General features: G+C 38.7%; 14 protein-coding genes and 1 tRNA gene. 4 read left to right on the top strand and 11 right to left on the bottom strand.

All coding sequences use genetic code 11. The features are described from left to right. Nucleotides 1-122: 122 nt before the first annotated feature. From lpdA to sdhC, 7 genes are all read right to left on the bottom strand, one after another. Complete coding sequence (lpdA, locus tag FTV17_RS00790) at nt 123-1556, bottom strand: dihydrolipoyl dehydrogenase (RefSeq protein WP_035268502.1); 1434 nt, start codon at nt 1554-1556, stop codon at nt 123-125. Nucleotides 1557-1616: 60 nt separating this feature from the next. Continuing rightward, complete coding sequence (gene odhB, locus FTV17_RS00785) at nt 1617-2837, bottom strand: 2-oxoglutarate dehydrogenase complex dihydrolipoyllysine-residue succinyltransferase (protein ID WP_179997764.1); 1221 nt, start codon at nt 2835-2837, stop codon at nt 1617-1619. 17 nt (nt 2838-2854) lie between these two features. Then, nucleotides 2855-5677 (bottom strand): 2-oxoglutarate dehydrogenase E1 component, encoded by a 2823-nt coding sequence (locus FTV17_RS00780; RefSeq protein ID WP_179997763.1) that lies wholly within the window; start codon nt 5675-5677, stop codon nt 2855-2857. 740 nt (nt 5678-6417) lie between these two features. Next, nucleotides 6418-7128: a succinate dehydrogenase iron-sulfur subunit gene (locus FTV17_RS00775; protein ID WP_035268507.1), complete on the bottom strand. Its 711-nt coding sequence runs from the start codon at nt 7126-7128 to the stop codon at nt 6418-6420. A 14-nt stretch (nt 7129-7142) separates the two neighbouring features. Beyond that, nucleotides 7143-9041, bottom strand: a complete 1899-nt coding sequence (gene sdhA / locus FTV17_RS00770) for a succinate dehydrogenase flavoprotein subunit (RefSeq protein WP_179997762.1) — start codon at nt 9039-9041, stop codon at nt 7143-7145. Nucleotides 9042-9053: 12 nt separating this feature from the next. Then, nucleotides 9054-9419: a succinate dehydrogenase, hydrophobic membrane anchor protein gene (sdhD, locus tag FTV17_RS00765; protein ID WP_035268511.1), complete on the bottom strand. Its 366-nt coding sequence runs from the start codon at nt 9417-9419 to the stop codon at nt 9054-9056. Beyond that, entirely contained in the window at nt 9419-9817 is a 399-nt protein-coding gene (gene sdhC / locus FTV17_RS00760; RefSeq protein ID WP_179997761.1) for a succinate dehydrogenase, cytochrome b556 subunit, read from the bottom strand. Before sdhC ends, sdhD begins: the two co-directional genes overlap by 1 nt. Before the next feature lie 1043 nt (nt 9818-10860). Here sdhC and gltA point away from each other — a divergent pair. Next, a complete protein-coding gene (gene gltA / locus FTV17_RS00755; protein WP_035269948.1) occupies nt 10861-12135 on the top strand; it encodes a citrate synthase in 1275 nt (424 codons plus the stop codon). A 156-nt stretch (nt 12136-12291) separates the two neighbouring features. Here the strand turns inward: gltA and FTV17_RS00750 are convergent, their stop codons facing one another. The 3 genes from FTV17_RS00750 to FTV17_RS00740 are packed head-to-tail and all read right to left on the bottom strand — an operon-like array spanning nt 12292 to nt 15699. After that, nucleotides 12292-13869 carry an NAD(P)/FAD-dependent oxidoreductase gene (locus FTV17_RS00750; protein ID WP_179997760.1) on the bottom strand — a complete coding sequence of 526 codons (1578 nt, stop codon included), beginning with the start codon at nt 13867-13869 and terminating at the stop codon, nt 12292-12294. A 15-nt stretch (nt 13870-13884) separates the two neighbouring features. Continuing rightward, nucleotides 13885-14730, bottom strand: coding sequence for an SDR family NAD(P)-dependent oxidoreductase (locus FTV17_RS00745; protein WP_179997759.1), 846 nt, complete (start codon nt 14728-14730; stop codon nt 13885-13887). A gap of 15 nt (nt 14731-14745) precedes the next feature. After that, entirely contained in the window at nt 14746-15699 is a 954-nt protein-coding gene (locus FTV17_RS00740; RefSeq protein WP_179997758.1) for a metal-dependent hydrolase, read from the bottom strand. A 282-nt stretch (nt 15700-15981) separates the two neighbouring features. On the opposite strand from FTV17_RS00740, the gene FTV17_RS00735 reads away from it, so the two are divergent. From FTV17_RS00735 to FTV17_RS00725, 3 genes are all read left to right on the top strand, one after another. Beyond that, nucleotides 15982-16470 carry a hypothetical protein gene (locus tag FTV17_RS00735; RefSeq protein ID WP_092766833.1) on the top strand — a complete coding sequence of 163 codons (489 nt, stop codon included), beginning with the start codon at nt 15982-15984 and terminating at the stop codon, nt 16468-16470. 341 nt (nt 16471-16811) lie between these two features. After that, on the top strand, nt 16812-18437 hold the full coding sequence (locus FTV17_RS00730; RefSeq protein ID WP_179997757.1) for an NAD+ synthase: 1626 nt from the start codon (nt 16812-16814) through the stop codon (nt 18435-18437). Continuing rightward, nucleotides 18430-19449: a hypothetical protein gene (locus FTV17_RS00725; RefSeq protein WP_373687167.1), complete on the top strand. Its 1020-nt coding sequence runs from the start codon at nt 18430-18432 to the stop codon at nt 19447-19449. Before FTV17_RS00730 ends, FTV17_RS00725 begins: the two co-directional genes overlap by 8 nt. Nucleotides 19450-19483: 34 nt before the next feature. On the opposite strand, the gene FTV17_RS00720 is transcribed toward FTV17_RS00725, so the two are convergent. Beyond that, nucleotides 19484-19560, bottom strand: a tRNA-Met gene (locus FTV17_RS00720). Nucleotides 19561-19579 lie beyond the last annotated feature (19 nt).

Below are 19579 nucleotides of genomic sequence, written 5' to 3'. Positions count from 1 at the left end.
TTAAACTTCCTTCGCAATAAATATTGGCATTTATTAAATTTAGTCTTCTAGTTTTAGATGATTATTCAAACAAAAACAACCACCAAATGCAAAAAGAGCGACCTCAGCCGCTCTTTATTGTGTTATTTACGTTTACGCTGAATCGCATGAATTGCTCGCCCATCTACTGCTAACGCAGCTTCATGAACTACTTCAGAGAATGTTGGGTGACCAAATGTCATTAATTGAAGATCTTCAACGCTTGATACAAATTCAAGTGCGATCATACCTTGGTGAACGATATCAGACGCAGCAGGTCCAATCACGTGCATACCAAGCAAACGATCCGTTTTAGCGTCAGCAACAAATTTCACGAAACCAGCATTTTCTCCAGCTGCCATCGCACGACCATTCGCCGCGAAACCAAATTGACCTGTTTTAACTTCGTGACCTTTTTCTTTCGCTTGTTCTTCTGTTAAACCAACCCACGCCGCTTCAGGGTGTGTATAGATCACAGAAATAATCGTGTCATAGTTCACTTGAGCTGCGTGACCATGAATACGTTCAACAGCCATTACGCCTTCTTCCATTGCTTTATGTGCAAGCATTGGACCACGTACTAAGTCACCAATTGCATATACACCTTCAACAGAAGTTGCACACCAATCATTTACTTCAACCAAACCACGTTCAGTAAGTTTAATGCCAGAATCTTCTGCTAATAAACCTTCTGCATACGCTTTACGACCCACGCAAACGATCAATTTGTCGAAAGTCTGAGTTTTGTCTTCGCCACCTTGAGTGTACTTAACTGTCACTTCACGACCATTGATTTCTGTACCAGCTACTTTTGCGCCAACACGAATATCAAGACCTTGCTTCGTTAATACTTTTTGGTAATCTTTTGCCAAAGCTTTATCAGCCATTGGTAAAAATGCATCCATTGCTTCAAAAACAACAACTTCTGCACCCAAACGACGCCATACTGATCCTAGTTCAAGACCAATTACACCTGCACCAATTACACCTAAACGCTTAGGTACTTCTTGGAATTCAAGCGCGCCAGTAGAATCAACGATAAGATCTTGATCTACAGGAGCAACAGGAATATTTACAGGAACAGAACCAGAAGCAAGAATGACATATTTAGGTTCTAAAATTTGAGTTTCACCTTCATGTGGAACAAACTCAACTTTTTTACCAGCTAATAATTTACCTGTACCCTGCAACCATTCAATACCGTTACCTTTCAATAGGCCATCAATACCCATTGTAAGTTGGTTGACGATTTTATCTTTACGAGCAAGTAACTTTTGAAGATCGAATTTCACTTCGCCCGTTGTAATACCATGATCATCTAAATGATGAACAGTATCTTCATATCGATGTGAAGAGTCTAAAAGTGCTTTAGATGGGATACAACCCACGTTCAAGCAAGTACCACCTAAAGATGGTTTTCCTTTATGAATACGCTTTTCAATACACGCAACTTTGAAACCCAGTTGTGCTGCACGAATAGCAGCTTCATAACCACCTGGACCACCGCCGATTACTACTAAATCAAATTGTTGAGACATTCTTCTCTCCAAAAATGGGCCTAGAGGATCGCTCTAAGCCCATGGATTTATTCTTTAGAATTAAAGATCAAGGATAAGTTTAGCTGGTTCTTCTAACAATTCTTTGATTGTTACAAGGAAACCTACTGCTTCTTTACCATCAATTAAACGGTGGTCATAAGAAAGCGCTAAATACATCATTGGTAAGATTTCAACTTGACCATTTACCGCCATTGGACGTTCTTGGATTTTGTGCATACCCAAAATTGCAGTTTGTGGCGTATTTAAAATTGGTGTTGAAAGCAATGAACCGAAAGTACCACCATTAGTAATCGTGAATGTACCACCTGTCATGTCTTCAATGCCGAGCTTACCATCACGTGCTTTGAATGCGTAATCACGGATTCCATTTTCAACTTCAGCATAGTTCATGCGATCAGTATCACGTAATACTGGAACGACTAAACCACGGTCAGAAGATACCGCTACACCGATGTCATAGTAACCGTGATAAACGATATCATCACCATCAATTGAAGCATTTACAGCTGGGTAGCGTTTAAGTGCTTCAGTTGCAGCTTTAACAAAGAATGACATAAAGCCTAAACGAGCACCATGACGCTTTTCAAAAGCATCTTTGTACTGAGCTCGCATGTCCATGATTGGCTTCATGTTAACTTCGTTGAACGTCGTTAACATTGCTGTTTCTTGCGTTGCAGCAAGTAAACGCTCAGCCACACGCTTACGAAGACGTGTCATAGGAACACGTTTTTCAATACGCTCACCTACAGCTACACTTAATGGTGCAGCAGCAGGAGTAGCTGGTTTAGATTGGTGATTCGCCACATCTTCTTTAGTGATACGGCCACCACGACCTGTACCTGAAACTTCTGATGCATTGATACCAGTTTCAGTTAATGCCTTACGAACAGCTGGAGCTTGGTCTTGAACAGGAGTTTGAGCACGTTCAACAACAGGAGCAGCACCCGCTTCTGTAGCAGCAGCAGCTTGCTCAACTTTCTCTTCAGATTGAACAGCTTGAGTTTGAGAAGCACCTGAAACAGCACCTGCTTCAAATGTAGCAATTACTTCATCAGAAAGAACTGTGTCGCCTTCACCTTTGATGATATTTGCAATCGTACCATCTGCAGGAGCAACAACTTCAAGTACAACTTTATCCGTTTCGATATCACAGATCACTTCATCACGTGATACCGCTTCACCTGGTTGTTTGTGCCAAGTTGCAATTGTTCCGTCTGCAACTGACTCTGGGAATACCGGTGCTTTAATTTCGGTTGCCATTCTTAAGATTCTCCTGATTATTCTGCTACGATCGCAAGCGCTTCGTTAACGAGTTGTGCTTGTTGTTTTGCATGTAAATATGGTGAGCCACAAGCCGGTGCAGCAGATGCTTCACGTCCTGCATAGCTGATTTGAATTTGTTGACCTGACTTCATAACACCTTCGTACAAACGTGGTGCGATGAATAACCATGCGCCTTGGTTCTTCGGTTCTTCTTGCGCCCAAACAAGCTCTTTCAAATTTGGATATTGTGCAAGTACTTCCGCTAAACGTGCTTCTGGATATGGGTACAATTGTTCAACACGAACAATAGCAGTGTTGTTCAATTCATTTTCACGACGTTTTTCAAGTAAATCGTAATAAACCTTACCACCGCAAAGCACTACACGAGTCACATCCAACTTATTAATGTTATCAACTTCATCAATCACAGTTTGGAAAGTGCCGTTCGCTAATTCATTAAGATTAGATACCGCTAATTTATGACGTAATAATGACTTTGGAGACATGATAATCATTGGTTTACGAATTGGGCGAATCGCCTGACGACGTAAAGCATGGAAAATCTGTGCAGGAGTTGTAGGCGTCATCACTTGCATGTTTTCTTCAGCACATAGCTGTAAGAAACGCTCTAAACGAGCAGATGAGTGCTCTGGACCTTGACCTTCAAAACCATGTGGAAGAAGCATCGTTAAACCACAAACACGCTCCCACTTTGTCTCACCAGAAGCAATGAATTGGTCAATAACAACTTGAGCACAGTTCGCGAAGTCACCAAATTGTGCTTCCCAAATAATTAAGCTCTTAGGTAGAGTTGTTGCATAACCATATTCGAATGCCAATACTGCCATTTCAGACAATAATGAGTCATAAATCGCTGTACGCGGTTGATTTTCTTTAATATGACAAAGTGGAATATACGTCGAACCGTCAACTTGGTTATGTAGCTTCGCATGACGATGCGAGAATGTACCACGACCAACATCTTCACCAGTTAAACGAACAAGATAACCCTCGTCCAATAACGAAGCATAAGCTAGAGTCTCAGCTGCACCCCAGTTCAATGGCATTTCACCAGTTTGCATTTTAAGACGATCATCGATCACCTTAGAAACTTGACGCTGCATCACGAAGCCTTCAGGAAGCTCACGCATTTTGCGACCAAGTTCTTTTAAACGCTCTTCAGGGAAAGTAGTATCCCAAACGTCAGTGTATTCGTGACCTAAGTATGGCGTCCAGTCAACGAACATTTTTTTATTCGGTTCAAGTACAAGTGCATTCGCAACATGTTTACCTGCTTCTAAATCAGCACGGTAATCTTCGATCATCTGATCTGCAGTCGCACGATCAATTACACCTTCTTGTACTAATTTGTCAGCATATAACGCACGAGTCGTCGTTTTCTTATTAATGACTTGATACATCATTGGCTGAGTTGCTGCTGGCTCATCTGCTTCATTGTGACCGCGACGACGGTAACAGAACATATCGATAACAACGTCTTTACGGAAAGTATGACGGAAATCATGTGCAAGTTGAGCAACAAACAATACAGCTTCAGGATCATCACCATTCACATGGAAGATTGGTGCCTGAATCATTTTCGCGATATCAGTACAGTATTCAGTAGAACGTGCATCACGTGGATCTGATGTTGTAAAACCAACTTGGTTATTGACAACAATATGAACTGTACCACCTACCGTATAACCACGTGTTTGTGACATTTGGAAGGTTTCTTGGTTCACACCTTGACCAGCAAATGCAGCATCACCATGTACGATTACTGGTAATACGTCATCACCACCAATGTCTTTACGACGAACTTGACGAGCACGTACTGAACCTTCAACTACAGGCCCTACGATTTCTAAGTGTGATGGGTTAAATGCCAATGCCAAATGAACTTCGCCACCTGGAGTCATTACGTTTGACGAGAAACCTTGGTGATACTTAACGTCACCAGAACCTTTCTTGTGAAGTGATTTACCTTCAAATTCACCGAAAAGATCTGCTGGGTTTTTACCCATGATATTGACAAGCAAGTTGAGACGACCACGGTGTGGCATACCGATCACAACTTCTTTACATCCCACAGAACCTGCGCGTTGAATAACAGCATCAACCATAGGAATGAAAGATTCTCCACCTTCCACACCAAAGCGCTTAGCACCAACATACTTGTTGCCTAAGAATTTTTCTAAGCCTTCAGCTGCAGTTAAACGCTCAAGAACATGTTTCTTTTGTTCTGCTGAAAAACCAAACTGGCCTTTCACACCTTCAAGACGTTGTTGAATCCAACGTTTCTCTTTAGTGTCAACAATGTGCATATATTCAACACCGATAGAAGCGCAATACGTCGCCTCCATCGCATTGACCATTTCACCCAAAGTTGCTTCAGTTTTGCCAATTGCAAGATTACCTGTATTGAATACAGTATCTAAGTCAGATTTGGTTAAACCATGAGCCGCTAGATCAAGATCAGGCACTTCTTCTCGTTTTGCCAAACCTAATGGATCTAATTTTGCTTTTTGATGACCGCGGTTACGGTATGCAGCGATTAATTGTAATACGCCAATCTGACGACGCTCGTGCTCAGAACTAACTGAACTTTGAACGACAGGCTGAATACGGTTTGAGTTACGACCCAATAAAAGGAATTGCTCACGTACATTGCTGTGTGGTTGATCCCCTTTTGGGAACTTACCAAAGTATTCTTGCCAATCAGCACCGACTGATTCTGGAGCAACTAAATACTGCTCATAAAGTTCTTCAATATACGCTGCACTGTCAGCGGAAAGTTCAGTGTCAAGACGCAATGCGTCAGCAACTTCTTGCATTTGTGGACCCATTTCCTATTGCAAAACATTACAGGGAGCTTTCTAAGCTCGCCCATGATTGATAATGCCAAATCGGTAAATTGACATTCACCCATCTGGTACAAAAGACCATGGGGCGTATAGCATTAGAGAGTTTCTAATACCAATGACGAATCATAACGCCCTCATTGGCATCATCACTCTTCTTTATACTCGATAAAATTACCGAGCAATTTTTGCAAATTGACTTAGAAAAAATTAAAAATATTAGTCTTTTCTAAAACAACTTTTCAATTTCATTATCCCTGCTTTCAGCTTAACACCAAACCACCAAAATGTTGATTTAATGTACAGATTGAATAATATTCATGCTAAAAATTTTGTTCAAATCCTATCATGAACTTCACTTCAAACTGATTTTATTGACACATACCATTCATAAATTAGCTAAATACAACTATAAACCATTGAGATAATATTAAGGTGCATTTAGATAAATTCTATTAAAATTCATAATTATTAGACTAAAGCCTAAAATTATAGATTTAAATACATGCAACTTGGATCATAAAACCGATATCTTAACATTTTAAAAAGATATTTGCAGATGCAAAACGTTTTCATTTATCCCTAAAGTGCATATTTTTTTATGATTGGGGCAAATCTAACCACTTCAACCAAAATATCTCGAAAACAAAATTTAACACCAAGTTTTGATTAAAAAAAAAGCACACCAAAGTGTGCTTTTTTTTGGAACAGCATTAACCAGCTTGATCTAACAACATGCTACGAATGTGACCAATCGCTTTTGTTGGATTTAGACCTTTAGGGCATACTGATACACAGTTCATGATACCTTTACAACGGAATAAACTGAAAGGATCATCTAAACGAGCCAAACGGTCTTGAGTTGCAGTATCACGCGAATCAATAATGAAACGATATGCATTCAACAATGCTGAAGGACCCAAGAATTTATCAGGGTTCCACCAGAATGATGGGCAAGACGTTGAACAACATGCACAAAGAATACATTCATACAAACCATCAAGATGCTCACGCTCTTCTGGAGATTGTAAACGCTCTTTAGGTGGTGCAGGTTGATTATTAATCAAGAACGGTTGAATTTTGTCGTACTGATCATAGAACTGATTCATGTCTACAACCAAGTCTTTGATTACTGGAAGACCTGGTAATGGACGAATAGTAATTACTTCTGGCAAATCGTTTAGGTTCCAAAGACACGCTAAACCATTTTTACCATTGATGTTTACACCATCAGAACCACAAATACCTTCACGACATGAACGACGGAACGTTAAAGTTTCGTCTTGAACTTTCAATGCAAGTAGCGCATCAAGCAACATACGGTGCTTATCAGTCAACTCAAGCTTGAATGTTTGCATGTACGGTGCTTTATCCTTATCAGGATCGTAGCGGTAGATATTAAATGTACGAGTACCTCTACTCATCTTACTTCTCCCAATTAGAATGTGCGTGGTTTAGGTGGAATAGCATCAACTGATAAAGGCTTGTAACGTACTGGTTTGTACTCAAGACGGTTATCAGCAGAGAACCATAAAGTATGCTTCATCCACTCATCATCACGACGGCCGTAAGGATATGCTGGATGATCTGGAGATTCTTCAAAATCTACAACAGTATGCGCACCACGACATTCTTTACGTGCAGCAGCAGAGATTAAGGTTGCTTTTGCAACTTCGTATAAGTTTTCCACTTCAAGTGCTTCAATACGTGCAGTATTAAATACTTTTGATTTGTCTTTTAAGTGGATATTACGGATACGAGGCTCAAGTGCAAGAATCTCTTTCACACCTTTTTCAAGAAGTTCAGTTGTACGGAATACACCTGCATGGTCTTGAACGATATCACGAATTGCATCAGCAACTTCTTGCGCGTTTTCACCTGAAGTTGACTCATCTAAGCGACGGATACGCTCAACAGTTTGCTGAAGCACAGTTGTTGGAAGCGGCGCATATTCATCACCATGATGCTTAGTCACATAGTCAATGATATGTTCGCCAGCAGCTTTACCAAATACAACTAAGTCAAGCAATGAGTTTGTACCTAAACGGTTAGCACCGTGTACAGACACACATGAACATTCCCCAATCGCATAGAAACCTTTCACTGGTTTAGTGAAATTGCGATCCGCAGCATTGGTAGAATAAGTATCACTGTCTTTGTCGTAATGTGCTTCTAGCGGAGTAGTTTCAGGCGACTCAGGAACAACAACTTGACCATGAATGTTAGTTGGAATACCACCCATTTGATAATGGATTGTTGGGACAACAGGAATTGGCTCTTTTGTGATATCAACGTTCGCGAACTTCTTACCAATCTCAAATACAGATGGAAGGCGTTTCATAATCGTATCAGCACCCAAGTGCGTCATATCAAGAAGGATATAATCACCTTTAGGACCACAACCACGGCCTTCTTTGATCTCTTGGTCCATAGAGCGTGATACGAAGTCACGTGGTGCCAAGTCTTTCAAAGTTGGAGCATAACGCTCCATGAACGGTTCACCATCTTTATTACGAAGGATTGCACCTTCACCACGACAACCTTCAGTTAACAATACACCTGCGCCTGCAACACCCGTTGGATGGAATTGCCAGAATTCCATATCTTGTAATGGAATACCTGCACGAGCAGCCATACCAAGACCGTCACCAGTGTTGATATATGCGTTTGTAGATGCACGGTAAACACGACCAGCACCACCCGTTGCGAACAATGTTGCTTTCGCTTGGAATACTGCAATTTTACCTGTTTCTTGGTCAATTGCTGTAACACCAAGCACATCCCCTGCTTCGTTACGGATCAAATCAAGCGCGATCCATTCTACGAAGAATTGTGTACCCATTTTCACGTTGCTTTGATAAAGCGTGTGAAGAAGTGCGTGACCTGTACGGTCGGCAGCAGCACAAGCACGAGGAACAGCTTTTTCACCGTAGTTCGCAGAGTGACCACCAAATGGACGTTGGTAGATTGTGCCGTCAGCGTTACGGTCAAATGGCATACCTAGATGTTCAAGTTCATATACAACTTGTGGCGCTTCACGAGTCATAAACTCAATTGCGTCTTGGTCACCTAACCAGTCAGAACCTTTTACTGTGTCATAGAAATGGTAGTGCCAGTTATCTTCTTGCATGTTACCAAGAGAAGCACCAATACCACCCTGTGCAGCTACAGTGTGAGAACGCGTTGGGAATACTTTAGTCAATACCGCAACTTTCAAACCAGCTTGAGCAAGTTGGTAAGAAGCACGCATACCAGAACCACCACCACCAACGATGACAGCATCGAAAGTTTCGTGTGGAATATTTGTATAATCTTCTTTAGGGTTTATAGCGCCCATGATTGTTTCCTATCAATTCGCCCAAAAAATCTGGATTGCCCAGATCGCATATGCAAATACAGCAATAATTACTGCTGAAGTCAGTACAAGGCGTAAACCTGATGCTGATGGACCCATTTGACGAGTCGTCACATAGTCAGTGAATACTTGCCACATACCAATCCATGCGTGTGCAACAAGAGATAAGACTGCCAATAAAGATAAAATCTTCATCGGTAATGTCATCATAAAGCCGTACCACTGTTCGAAGTTGAAACCACCATTACAAAGGATCCAACCAAACACCACAACAGTATAAACAGCTAAAACTACAGCACTTACACGCTGGATAAACCAATCGCGAGAACCTGAACCCGTTAAACCAGTAGCACTTTTCATTAGAGTACGATCCATACAAATGATGCAACGATACCAATTGCAGATAAAATTAATGCGATTGTTGCTGCTACACGACCACTTTGTAACTCTTCAGCGATACCCATATCAGCAAGCAAATGCTTGATACCTGCGATGAAGTGGTAGATTAAGCCAGCGACAAATACCCATACGATGAAGCGCACGATAAAGCTATCAAAAATAGCTTGAACTTGTGCAAAGCCCTCAGGAGAAGACAATGATTTGTCTAAGATCCATAGAAGAACTGGTACGAGTAAAAATACGATGACACCTGAAAGACGGTGTAAAATAGATGCAATAGCCACAGGGGATTTTAAGTTTACGTCTAAAACTTGACCCATGGACAAATTGACAGGTCTGTTGCTTTTCACAGCGGGCATCCTGTAGTTAAAAACTCCATCCGGAGTTTGTTGGAATTAATTCGAAGGAAAGCTGGCATTTGTTAGACAAATAAATTGTCTAAACCTTTATACGACACGGAATTATAAAACGTGCAATTTCAAATTACAAACCTACAAAGCAAGCGTCAACCATAAAATATTTTTAAATAAGAATCATTTACATCTAGCTCTTCATAGTTAAATCATATGTACATTTAAGTACAGACACTAAGCTATTAATATTTATATCAATTTATTTTGATTTAACGATATTGAATTCAAATTTACGATTCATCATAATTAGACTAAAGCACAACTCACTACAAAAATATATTTTTTTAAGCATCAGAATATTTATTTTTATTTTTCAAAAACTTAAATTATATTCATTTTCAAATAATTTGTACTTTTAAAACTAATTAGAAAAATGAATATTTACCACATTGTCATTGTTTTTTTATCTAATTCAATTGGGGAATTGCAAATGTAAAAAAGGATTAAAATCATAAACACCTATAGCTTAATTATAGAATAAATTTGATTTTCCAATGTTGAATTCATGACTTAAAATGTAATGAAACATGATAAATTAGACACTTTTTAATCAATTAGTAAATAAAGTGAAAAAAAATATTTCATTGTCATTGTTACTCTATTTATTCAGTCTATCATCTTAAAAAAACAGACAAATTCTATAAACAATCGCTTTTCACAACCTTTTAACATATTGATAAAAGGTATTAATAATCAAGCATTACTTGGTTCAAATCATCAAAATATGCACGTTTTTGTCTTTTTTTTTATGCCACTACCGTTGAATTTGTCTTATTATACGGCGGCGCTAGTGAAAAGCAGATAAATTCCTACTGATTAACTGAGTTTAGAACCAGTCACTTTAGGTCGTCATTTTTATCCATAAGTATAATTGACAATTTTTGACTACTCACTAAGCTTAGAGCAAATTTTGAAACCGTCTAACTCACGGATTACAACAGATTATTTCGGGTTAGATAAAACATTCACCAGGACAGGAGATCTATTGAATGTCTGAAGCAACTGGCAAAAAAGCCGTATTACAGCTTGATGGCAAAGAAATTGAATTACCAATTTACAGCGGCACATTGGGCCCAGATGTAATCGACGTTAAAGATGTATTGGCCGCAGGTCACTTCACTTTTGATCCTGGTTTTATGGCTACAGCGTCTTGCGAGTCAAAAATCACATTTATCGATGGTAATAAAGGTGTTCTATTACACCGTGGTTATCCAATCGACCAACTAGCTACTAAAGCCGATTACTTAGAAACTTGCTACTTATTATTAAATGGTGAGCTTCCTACAGCTGAGCAAAAAGAAGAGTTTGACGCTAAAGTTCGTAACCACACTATGGTTCACGATCAAGTTAGCCGCTTCTATAACGGTTTCCGCCGCGATGCACACCCTATGGCTATTATGGTTGGTGTTGTTGGTGCGTTATCAGCGTTCTATCACAACAACCTTGATATCGAAAATGTTGATCACCGTGAAATTACTGCGATCCGTTTGATTGCTAAGATCCCTACGCTTGCTGCGTGGAGCTACAAGTATACTGTTGGTCAACCATTCGTTTACCCACGTAATGACTTAAGCTACGCTGAAAACTTCTTGTACATGATGTTTGCTACTCCAGCAGATCGTGATTACAAAGTTAACCCTATTCTTGCAAAAGCAATGGATCGTATCTTCACGCTTCATGCTGACCATGAACAAAATGCTTCTACGTCTACAGTACGTTTAGCTGGTTCTACTGGTGCTAATCCGTATGCATGTATCGCTGCTGGTATCTCTGCACTTTGGGGTCCTGCTCACGGTGGTGCAAATGAAGCTGTTCTTAAGATGCTTGATGAAATCGGCTCTGTAGAAAACGTTGCTGGCTTCATGGAAAAAGTGAAGACTAAAGAAGTTAAACTCATGGGCTTCGGTCACCGTGTTTATAAAAACTTCGATCCACGTGCTAAAGTAATGAAAGAAACTTGTGATGAAGTTCTTGGTGCTTTAGGTATCAATGATCCACAGTTAGCTTTAGCAATGGAATTGGAGCGTATCGCACTTTCTGATGAATACTTCATCAAGCGTAACCTTTATCCAAACGTAGACTTCTATTCAGGTATCATCCTTAAAGCGATTGGTATCCCAACAGAAATGTTCACTGTAATCTTCGCACTTGCACGTACTGTTGGTTGGATCAGCCACTGGTTAGAAATGCACAGCGGCCCATACAAGATTGGACGTCCTCGTCAGCTTTATACTGGCGAAGTTCAACGCGATATCGTTCGTTAATTCGAACTGCGTCGACAGTCAAAAAACCACCCTTTGGGTGGTTTTTTATTCTCTGATTAACAACAAAATATTGTTTTCAGCCCTGATGAAATAGAAACCTCGTATATCTAGAATATCTACAAACAAAAAAGCCTGATTAAATCAGGCTTTTTTTGATCAGTGTTGTGAATAATGATCCAAGTTTAATGAGCTTAATTGCTGTTTTAATTTTGCAAGAGACCATGGCCATGCTGCAAAGTTACGACCATTTTCATCCAAATAGTAACTCTTACAGCCCCCTGCATTAAATACAGTAGTTTTAAGATGCTTTTGAACCAATTGATTATGTCGCTTAACAACGTTGTCTTTAATCAAAAGCTTGTTAATATTTTGCTTTTTGATCTTTAGTAGACCATCAAGAATATAATCTAATTGAGCTTCAGCAATACCAATAAATGAGTCATAAACTAGAATATTTGGTCCTAACACCAAAAATGCATTTGGTACATTGGTAATACTTGCACCTAAATAAGCTTCTGGTGAACTATTTTTCCAGCGATCCGCCAAGAGCTTCCCATCCATATCATAAATGCGCTTACCAATTGGCGGATGCGATACCTCAAAACCCGTACCCCAAATGATGACATCTACTTCATGACGCTCACCATTGGCTGCAACGACCGTATTCCCATCAATCTCAACCAACCCCTCATTGATTAGTTTCACATTATCTTGTTGCAATGCTGGATAGTAATTGTTGGCAAATAAAAGACGTTTACAGCCAATATCAAAATTTGGTGTGACTTTTTTTCTTAATTCATCATCTTGAATTTGCAACTTCAATAATTGTTTGCTTAAGAAATTAACAGGTTTCAGCACCTTCGGATTACGCAAACCAAAGTTAATGCCATTTAAAATTTGGGCAATACTGCTCCGCCAAGTGGATTGAATAACGGGAAATTTCTGGATCAGTGATTTCGCTTGATCATTCAAATTCATATCAGCTTTTGGCAACACCCAAGGTGCTGTACGCTGAAACACAAAGAGTTCTTTCGCTAATGGCTGAACCTGAGGAATAAATTGAATCGCTGAAGCACCTGTACCAATAACAGCAATACGTTTACCTTTCAGATCGTACTCATGATTCCATCTTGCAGAGTGAAACATTTCCCCCTTGAAACTTTCTACGCCCTTAGTTTTTGGAAATGATGGCTCAGTAATCGGTCCCGTTGTAAAGATTACCGTTTTTGCCAGATACTTTCCTTGAGAGGTTTCTAACGACCACTGCGCCTTCTCATTATCCCAACGTGCTGTTTTTAATTCATGATTAAATAGGATTTTTTCAGTCAGTTGATGCTTCTCAACCACTTCCTCAAGATAACTTAAGATTTCTGGCTGCTTGGCAAACAAATGACTCCATTTGTGACTTGGCGAAAAGGAAAAAGAATATAAGGCTGAAGGAACATCACATCCACATCCTGGATAATTATTATCGCGCCATGTACCACCAACTCGGTTCGCTTTTTCTAGCACAATGTAGTCGCGATAGCCTGCCTGATTCATTTTATATGCCGCAGCGATACCGGAAATACCTGCACCAACAACAATCGTGTCATACACCTTTTGTGGTTGTTCAACTTTAAGTTCTTTATCTGCATTGTTTTTTTTCTTTACTTTTACTTCTGTTTTTTCAGATTGATCATCACTTTGAATTTTTAAATCTGCTTTGCTTTCTAATTCGTTATCGAATGTCATTCTTTTATCTCTCTATTATTTTACAAACCGCTTAAACCATGGATAACCTACACCTAACATCTTGGTATATAAGGTTGGTGAAGCACGCTTCATCAACCAAAATAATTTCGCGTCTGGTTGTGGAATCGTATAAAGAATGCCTTTATCTAAATTGTTTAAGGTTTTTTGTGCAACTTGATCGCTTGTGACAAATGCATGATTCTGCAATAAGTCATCCGCTAAACCCGAGTAATTGGAAGGTAATCGCCCATTCTTCATAATATTAGTAGGTACTAAAGTTGGGCAAAGCACATTCACACGGATATTATCTTGATGTAATTCTGCAGATAACGTTTCAGATAATGCAAGTACACTAGATTTCGTCACGTTATAAGCTGTCATTTCAGGTGCAGCTGTAAAACCTGCTGCTGAAGCAACATTAATAATTGCCCCATAACCTTGTTGTTTAAACTTTGGTACAAAAAAGTGGCAACCGTGAATCACGCCCCATAAATTGACATGCATACACCATTGCCAATCTTCTAGTGTCACCTCATCAAACTTACCCCCTAACCCCACGCCAGCATTATTAATAACAAGCGTCACAGGATGATTAAAAAGGTTTTCTGCTTGATTCGCCAATCGCTCAACATCTTCCTTTTTTCCTACATCGCAGGATTCAGCAAATGCTTTTTGCCCTGTGGTCTGAGAAATCAGCTGAACAGTTTCTTCAGCTGCAGCCAAATTAATATCAGCACACACCACTTGACCACCACGTTTTGCAATTTCCAATGCAAAACTGCGTCCAATACCACTTCCCGCACCCGTTACCACAGCATAAGCCTGATGGCTCGGTTTCATTTTCTTCTTAAAAAAAAGCATGAACTATCCTTATTCTTATACCTTTAAAGCAGGCATGAATTCCTTCGTAAAGTATGGTGTCAAAATACCATCCACTGGATTTAATAAACGTTCTTTGTAGTACTCTAAAAACGCTGATGTATCATGATCATTCGGATGGAAGTCTGGTTTGAGATATTCGAAAATATGTTTGAGCGAACTGCCATAAACACCATCTTTTAGCCCAAAAATCAGACCTATACTTCGATACATATCTTTGTAGTAACTTAAACTGATTAGATTTGATGGCTTACGATAAAATGGCACAATTAATGATGCAGCAGAAATCAGCACTAAAATCGTAATAAGCGCTGGGAAAAAGCCTGCTATTCTTAAAGCATAGTTACTCGAAAGAAGTTGGAACACATCATATGCAATATCTTTATGCTCTGATTCCTCAAGCATATGCCACATCCAAATTGCGCGTTGTTTCTCATCTTGAGATTCGAAGAAAATATGCTCATGATTCATCATGTATTCAGCAAGCACAGCGGTAAAATGCTCAATCCCAGCCATAAGCGATAATTTCATTGGCTGAGGTAACCGATTAAAACCATATTCAAAAACGTGATGCGCCAGAAATCTAAACAATTTGACAGGCAAATCTGCCTTTAAAAAAGCGTCATTTAATTCTTCATGAAGTTTAGAATGTAAAGCTTCTTGCCCAATCAGCGCTGTCACTCTTTGCTTGAGTAATGGATCTTGAATAAAGTCACGATGATAACGTGCTGTATCAATAACGAGATCCTCACCATAAGTTAAAAAAATTGAAAGTGAGGCAAAGTAAGCACTTGCTAATTCCGCATTCAAATAAAATTTTGGATCAATCTTTTGATGATCAAAATCAAATTTCATATGACGAATTGGAATAGCTTTTGATTGATTCTCAGGATCAAATTTAGAACCGTTTAGAAATTTAGAAATTTTTTTTAGTGGCTGAGTTAATAACATGGCGAACCTTCTCTTTTATCTCAGTGAATAAATTCAAATAATGTGAATTCTTCGACGTTTCTAAAAAATTAAGATAAAAAGACGAAATAGCCATTTGCATAATAAATCTTTAGAGATGGCATAATTGCTCATTCATCAAGATTGTCTAACAAAATTATTAAGTTTTAATCAGTAAATACCATTTCATTATCATTAAAGGTCAACACCATTTTTAACAAGTAATGATTCCAATTAGTGATATTTTGAGTGTCACATAAACTTTAAGTAGATTAAGAAATAAGTATGATGTTGTGGATGCCACTTATTTTAAAATGGATAAAATTTGACGCTTTTAGATGTAGATCACTCACCCAAGGTGAAATCACGTTGAGCCAAAGTGTCTTTGGTGATCTTATAGATTATGACAGGGTGAAAATCATGAATCATCCGTTTCTACCGTGGCAACCCTCAGCGGTATTTATGGCGCCAAAGGGCTATTTGCATATTCGCAACAAACATTTCAAAACTGACTATTCGAAAGAAAATAAAATCTATCAAGGAATTTTCATTCACGAGATGACTCATATTTTACAACACCAACAAGGACAAAATGTTTTGCTCAAAGGCGCTTTTCTGCAAAGTGCGTATTTTATTTCCTTCAAAAAGTATAATCCTTATGCCTATAAATTTGACCCTAAAAAAAATTTCAATGACTACAACATTGAACAACAAGGCGATATAGCTAGAGATATATTTTTGAAAAAGATTCCAAATATTATTTTGAATCAATAAAAATTGTAAAATTAAAAGAATATTTTTTATTCAAGCTATTGATTTGTGAATCAGAAACACCATATCAGCTTTGACATCTGATTTACTGTGTCGCAAATCCATTACGATTTAATTTTTTATGTACAAACAATGGCAAAAGCTAGTATCTACTTTTATTTTAGATAGAATACATATGAATCGTAGTTTTTGCTGTGCAAGAAATAAGATCTTTTATCATGTTTTAATGATGTAAATTTGAGCCATTTGGCAGTTATGTAATATCACATACACACAGCTGAATAATTACTCCAATAAAATCAGCACGTGCTGTATATAAACCTATAGGATAGGACTTGGTTTAAATGAATAGTTTTAAAGTTTCTCTTGCTCAATTCTCTCCATTTGTCGGCAATTTAGAAGCCAATGTTCAACGAATGATTGGACTCGCTAACGAAGCCAAACAGCAAAATGCCAATATCATTGTGTTTCCTGAACTTTCGACCATTGGTTATCCTGCAGAGGATCTCCTACTTCGTCCAAGCCTAAGCAAACGTACAGCATCAGCTTTCGAAAAACTGGCTGAAGTGAAAGACATTGTGATGGTATTTGGTTTTGTTAATCAAGCTGATTCGGGTGCACGCTATAACTCTGCAGCCGTTATGAAAGATGGGCAAGTATTAGGTATTTATAACAAGCAAAATTTACCAAATTATAGTGTTTTTGATGAAAAGAGATATTTCGCTGAGGGTCATCAACACCTTGTATTTGAGTATTTAGGACATAAATTCGGTGTATTAATTTGCGAAGATGTCTGGACACTTGAGAGTGTTCAACAACTTGCCAAACTGAATGTTGAAACTGTTCTTGTGTTAAATGCCTCACCATACGAAGTTGGAAAGCCTCAACACCGTGTTGTTACGCTTAAAGAGTTAGCTAAACAATTGAATCTCAATCTTGTTTATGTCAACCAAGTAGGCGGGCAAGATGATCTCATTTTCGACGGAACAAGTTTCGTTGTGAATGCAAATGGTGAAGTTGTACTTGAAGCACCAAGCTTTAAAGAAGACCTTTTTCATGTTGAATATGAAGCAGAGCTTAAATCTTTTAAAGCCGCTACCAAAGCACCTGCATTAGATACGATTGCAGAAATTTACCAAGCTTTGGTTTTGGCAACACGAGATTATGTACAACGCTCAGGTTTCCCTGGTGTCATTCTTGGTCTCTCTGGTGGTATCGACTCAGCACTCACCCTTGCAATCGCTGTCGATGCTATTGGAGCAGATAAAGTTCAAGCGGTTATGATGCCTTACACATATACCTCTCAAATCAGTGTTGAAGATGCGACTGAGCAGGCAAAACGTATGGGAGTCACTTTTGGTATTGCGGAAATTCACCCAATCGTTAACAGCTTTATGCAGACATTACACCCATTCTTCGGCAATTCTCCAGCTGATGCGACTGAAGAAAATTTACAAGCTCGCGCACGTGGCACCTTATTAATGGGTCTGTCGAATAAATTTGGTAATCTTGTTTTATCTACAGGTAACAAATCTGAATTATCTGTTGGTTACTGCACACTGTACGGTGATATGGTCGGTGGTTTTGCTGTACTTAAAGATGTTTATAAAACGATTGTATTTGAGTTAGCAAAATACCGTAATAGTTTGGAAGATACGCCTGTAATCCCTGAACGTGTGATTACTCGCCCACCTTCTGCTGAATTGCGCCCTGATCAAAAAGATCAAGACTCATTACCAGCTTACGATGTTCTTGATGCAATTTTATATGCATATATTGAAGAAGATCAGAGTCTTGAAGATATTATTTCTAAAGGTTTTGATCGAGATATCGTGACTAAAGTCATTGGATTGGTTGATCGCAACGAATATAAGCGCCGTCAGGGTGCAATTGGTCCACGTATATCCTCTCGTGCATTTAGCCGCGAACGCCGCTATCCAATCGTAAATGGATGGAAAGCAGGTGTCTAACTCGACACAACTCAATCAATTTGCTCAAGCACTTATGCTTGAGCAAATTCGGTTTACGCTACAGTATTTATTAAATGCAGAATCTAATGCTGTACTAGACACGTTTGTTTCACAGGCTTATGCTCAGTTTAATCGAATCAAACTAAAAGACATTGTAAATCTTGAACAACTTCATGCTGTTGTTTCAAAATATGCTTTTGAATTAAATCTTGGATCTGATTTACTAGAGTTTATTGGCGCAGTTTCACAACGTATTTACCTTCATTTAAAGGATTCAAATGCTTTAATCGGAGATTTAATTTCTGCCCATGATTTTGGGCTATGGCTAAATAAAATTCTTGAATTAGATCAAGTACGTTATGGTTTAAAACAACAAATTTTAAGTAATGAGAAGGCACATGCTGTGAGCCTTCAATTAGCAGATCAAATTTTAGAAAAATATACACCTTGGCTGGATAAGCTTCGGAAAAACAAAGTTCAAAACAATACGATCAAATCAAAGATTTTTAATTTTCTCCAAGATCAGCAACACATATTAGAGTCAAAACTAGAATCCCAACTTGCAGATGCAATATTGATTCAATTAGGCGAAATTATCACGCTGCCTCAAAATGAACTTTATGAAATCATTCAACATATTTGGTCAGATCTACAATTTCAAAAAATTTCAGCCCAGCTTGAGCAGATTGAAGCAATTGATGTCGAAGATTTTTTTATTTTGGTCTATGAAACCTGGAGAAATTTACGCCAATCCTCTGAGATTCAATCCATCATTTTAGAAGTGGTTGATGAGTTCTATGAATATTTTGGTGATTACAGTTTACAAGCTTTACTCACTGCTGTTGGACTAACTCAAGAAGATTTAGTGATCGAAGCACATCGTTTTGCACCTCAACTTATCAGCATGTTAAATGATTTTGGCGTTCTAGAACAATTAATTCAAAGTTTGATTCAGCCTTTTTATCAAGCACAATCTACACTTGATCTTATCTCAAAACATTTTGAGAAATAAAAAAAGACCATGCGGTGAGCATGGTCTATAAAAATGGTGGCTATGACGGGACTTGAACCTGTGACCCCCGCATTATGAGTGCGGTGCTCTAACCAACTGAGCTACATAGCCGTAAACTGTGTGCGCATTA

Source organism: Acinetobacter sp. YH12239 (genome assembly GCF_013417635.1).
GTDB lineage: Bacteria > Pseudomonadota > Gammaproteobacteria > Pseudomonadales > Moraxellaceae > Acinetobacter.
Note: the sequence above shows the minus strand (reverse complement) of the source record. Positions and strands in the feature narration are given on the sequence as shown.

Excerpts from the sequence above, each read along its gene's own strand:
- odhB (WP_179997764.1), bottom strand. The coding sequence starts at position 2,837 with ATGGCAACCGAAATTAAAGCACCGGTATTCCCAGAGTCAGTTGCAGAC.
- sdhD (WP_035268511.1), bottom strand. The coding sequence starts at position 9,419 with ATGAAAAGTGCTACTGGTTTAACGGGTTCAGGTTCTCGCGATTGGTTT.
- sdhA (WP_179997762.1), bottom strand. The coding sequence starts at position 9,041 with ATGGGCGCTATAAACCCTAAAGAAGATTATACAAATATTCCACACGAA.
- FTV17_RS00735 (WP_092766833.1), top strand. The coding sequence starts at position 15,982 with ATGATGTTGTGGATGCCACTTATTTTAAAATGGATAAAATTTGACGCT.
- sdhC (WP_179997761.1), bottom strand. The coding sequence starts at position 9,817 with ATGCCCGCTGTGAAAAGCAACAGACCTGTCAATTTGTCCATGGGTCAA.
- FTV17_RS00780 (WP_179997763.1), bottom strand. The coding sequence starts at position 5,677 with ATGCAAGAAGTTGCTGACGCATTGCGTCTTGACACTGAACTTTCCGCT.
- FTV17_RS00775 (WP_035268507.1), bottom strand. The coding sequence starts at position 7,128 with ATGAGTAGAGGTACTCGTACATTTAATATCTACCGCTACGATCCTGAT.
- lpdA (WP_035268502.1), bottom strand. The coding sequence starts at position 1,556 with ATGTCTCAACAATTTGATTTAGTAGTAATCGGCGGTGGTCCAGGTGGT.
- FTV17_RS00745 (WP_179997759.1), bottom strand. The coding sequence starts at position 14,730 with ATGCTTTTTTTTAAGAAGAAAATGAAACCGAGCCATCAGGCTTATGCT.
- FTV17_RS00730 (WP_179997757.1), top strand. The coding sequence starts at position 16,812 with ATGAATAGTTTTAAAGTTTCTCTTGCTCAATTCTCTCCATTTGTCGGC.
- gltA (WP_035269948.1), top strand. The coding sequence starts at position 10,861 with ATGTCTGAAGCAACTGGCAAAAAAGCCGTATTACAGCTTGATGGCAAA.
- FTV17_RS00740 (WP_179997758.1), bottom strand. The coding sequence starts at position 15,699 with ATGTTATTAACTCAGCCACTAAAAAAAATTTCTAAATTTCTAAACGGT.
- FTV17_RS00750 (WP_179997760.1), bottom strand. The coding sequence starts at position 13,869 with ATGACATTCGATAACGAATTAGAAAGCAAAGCAGATTTAAAAATTCAA.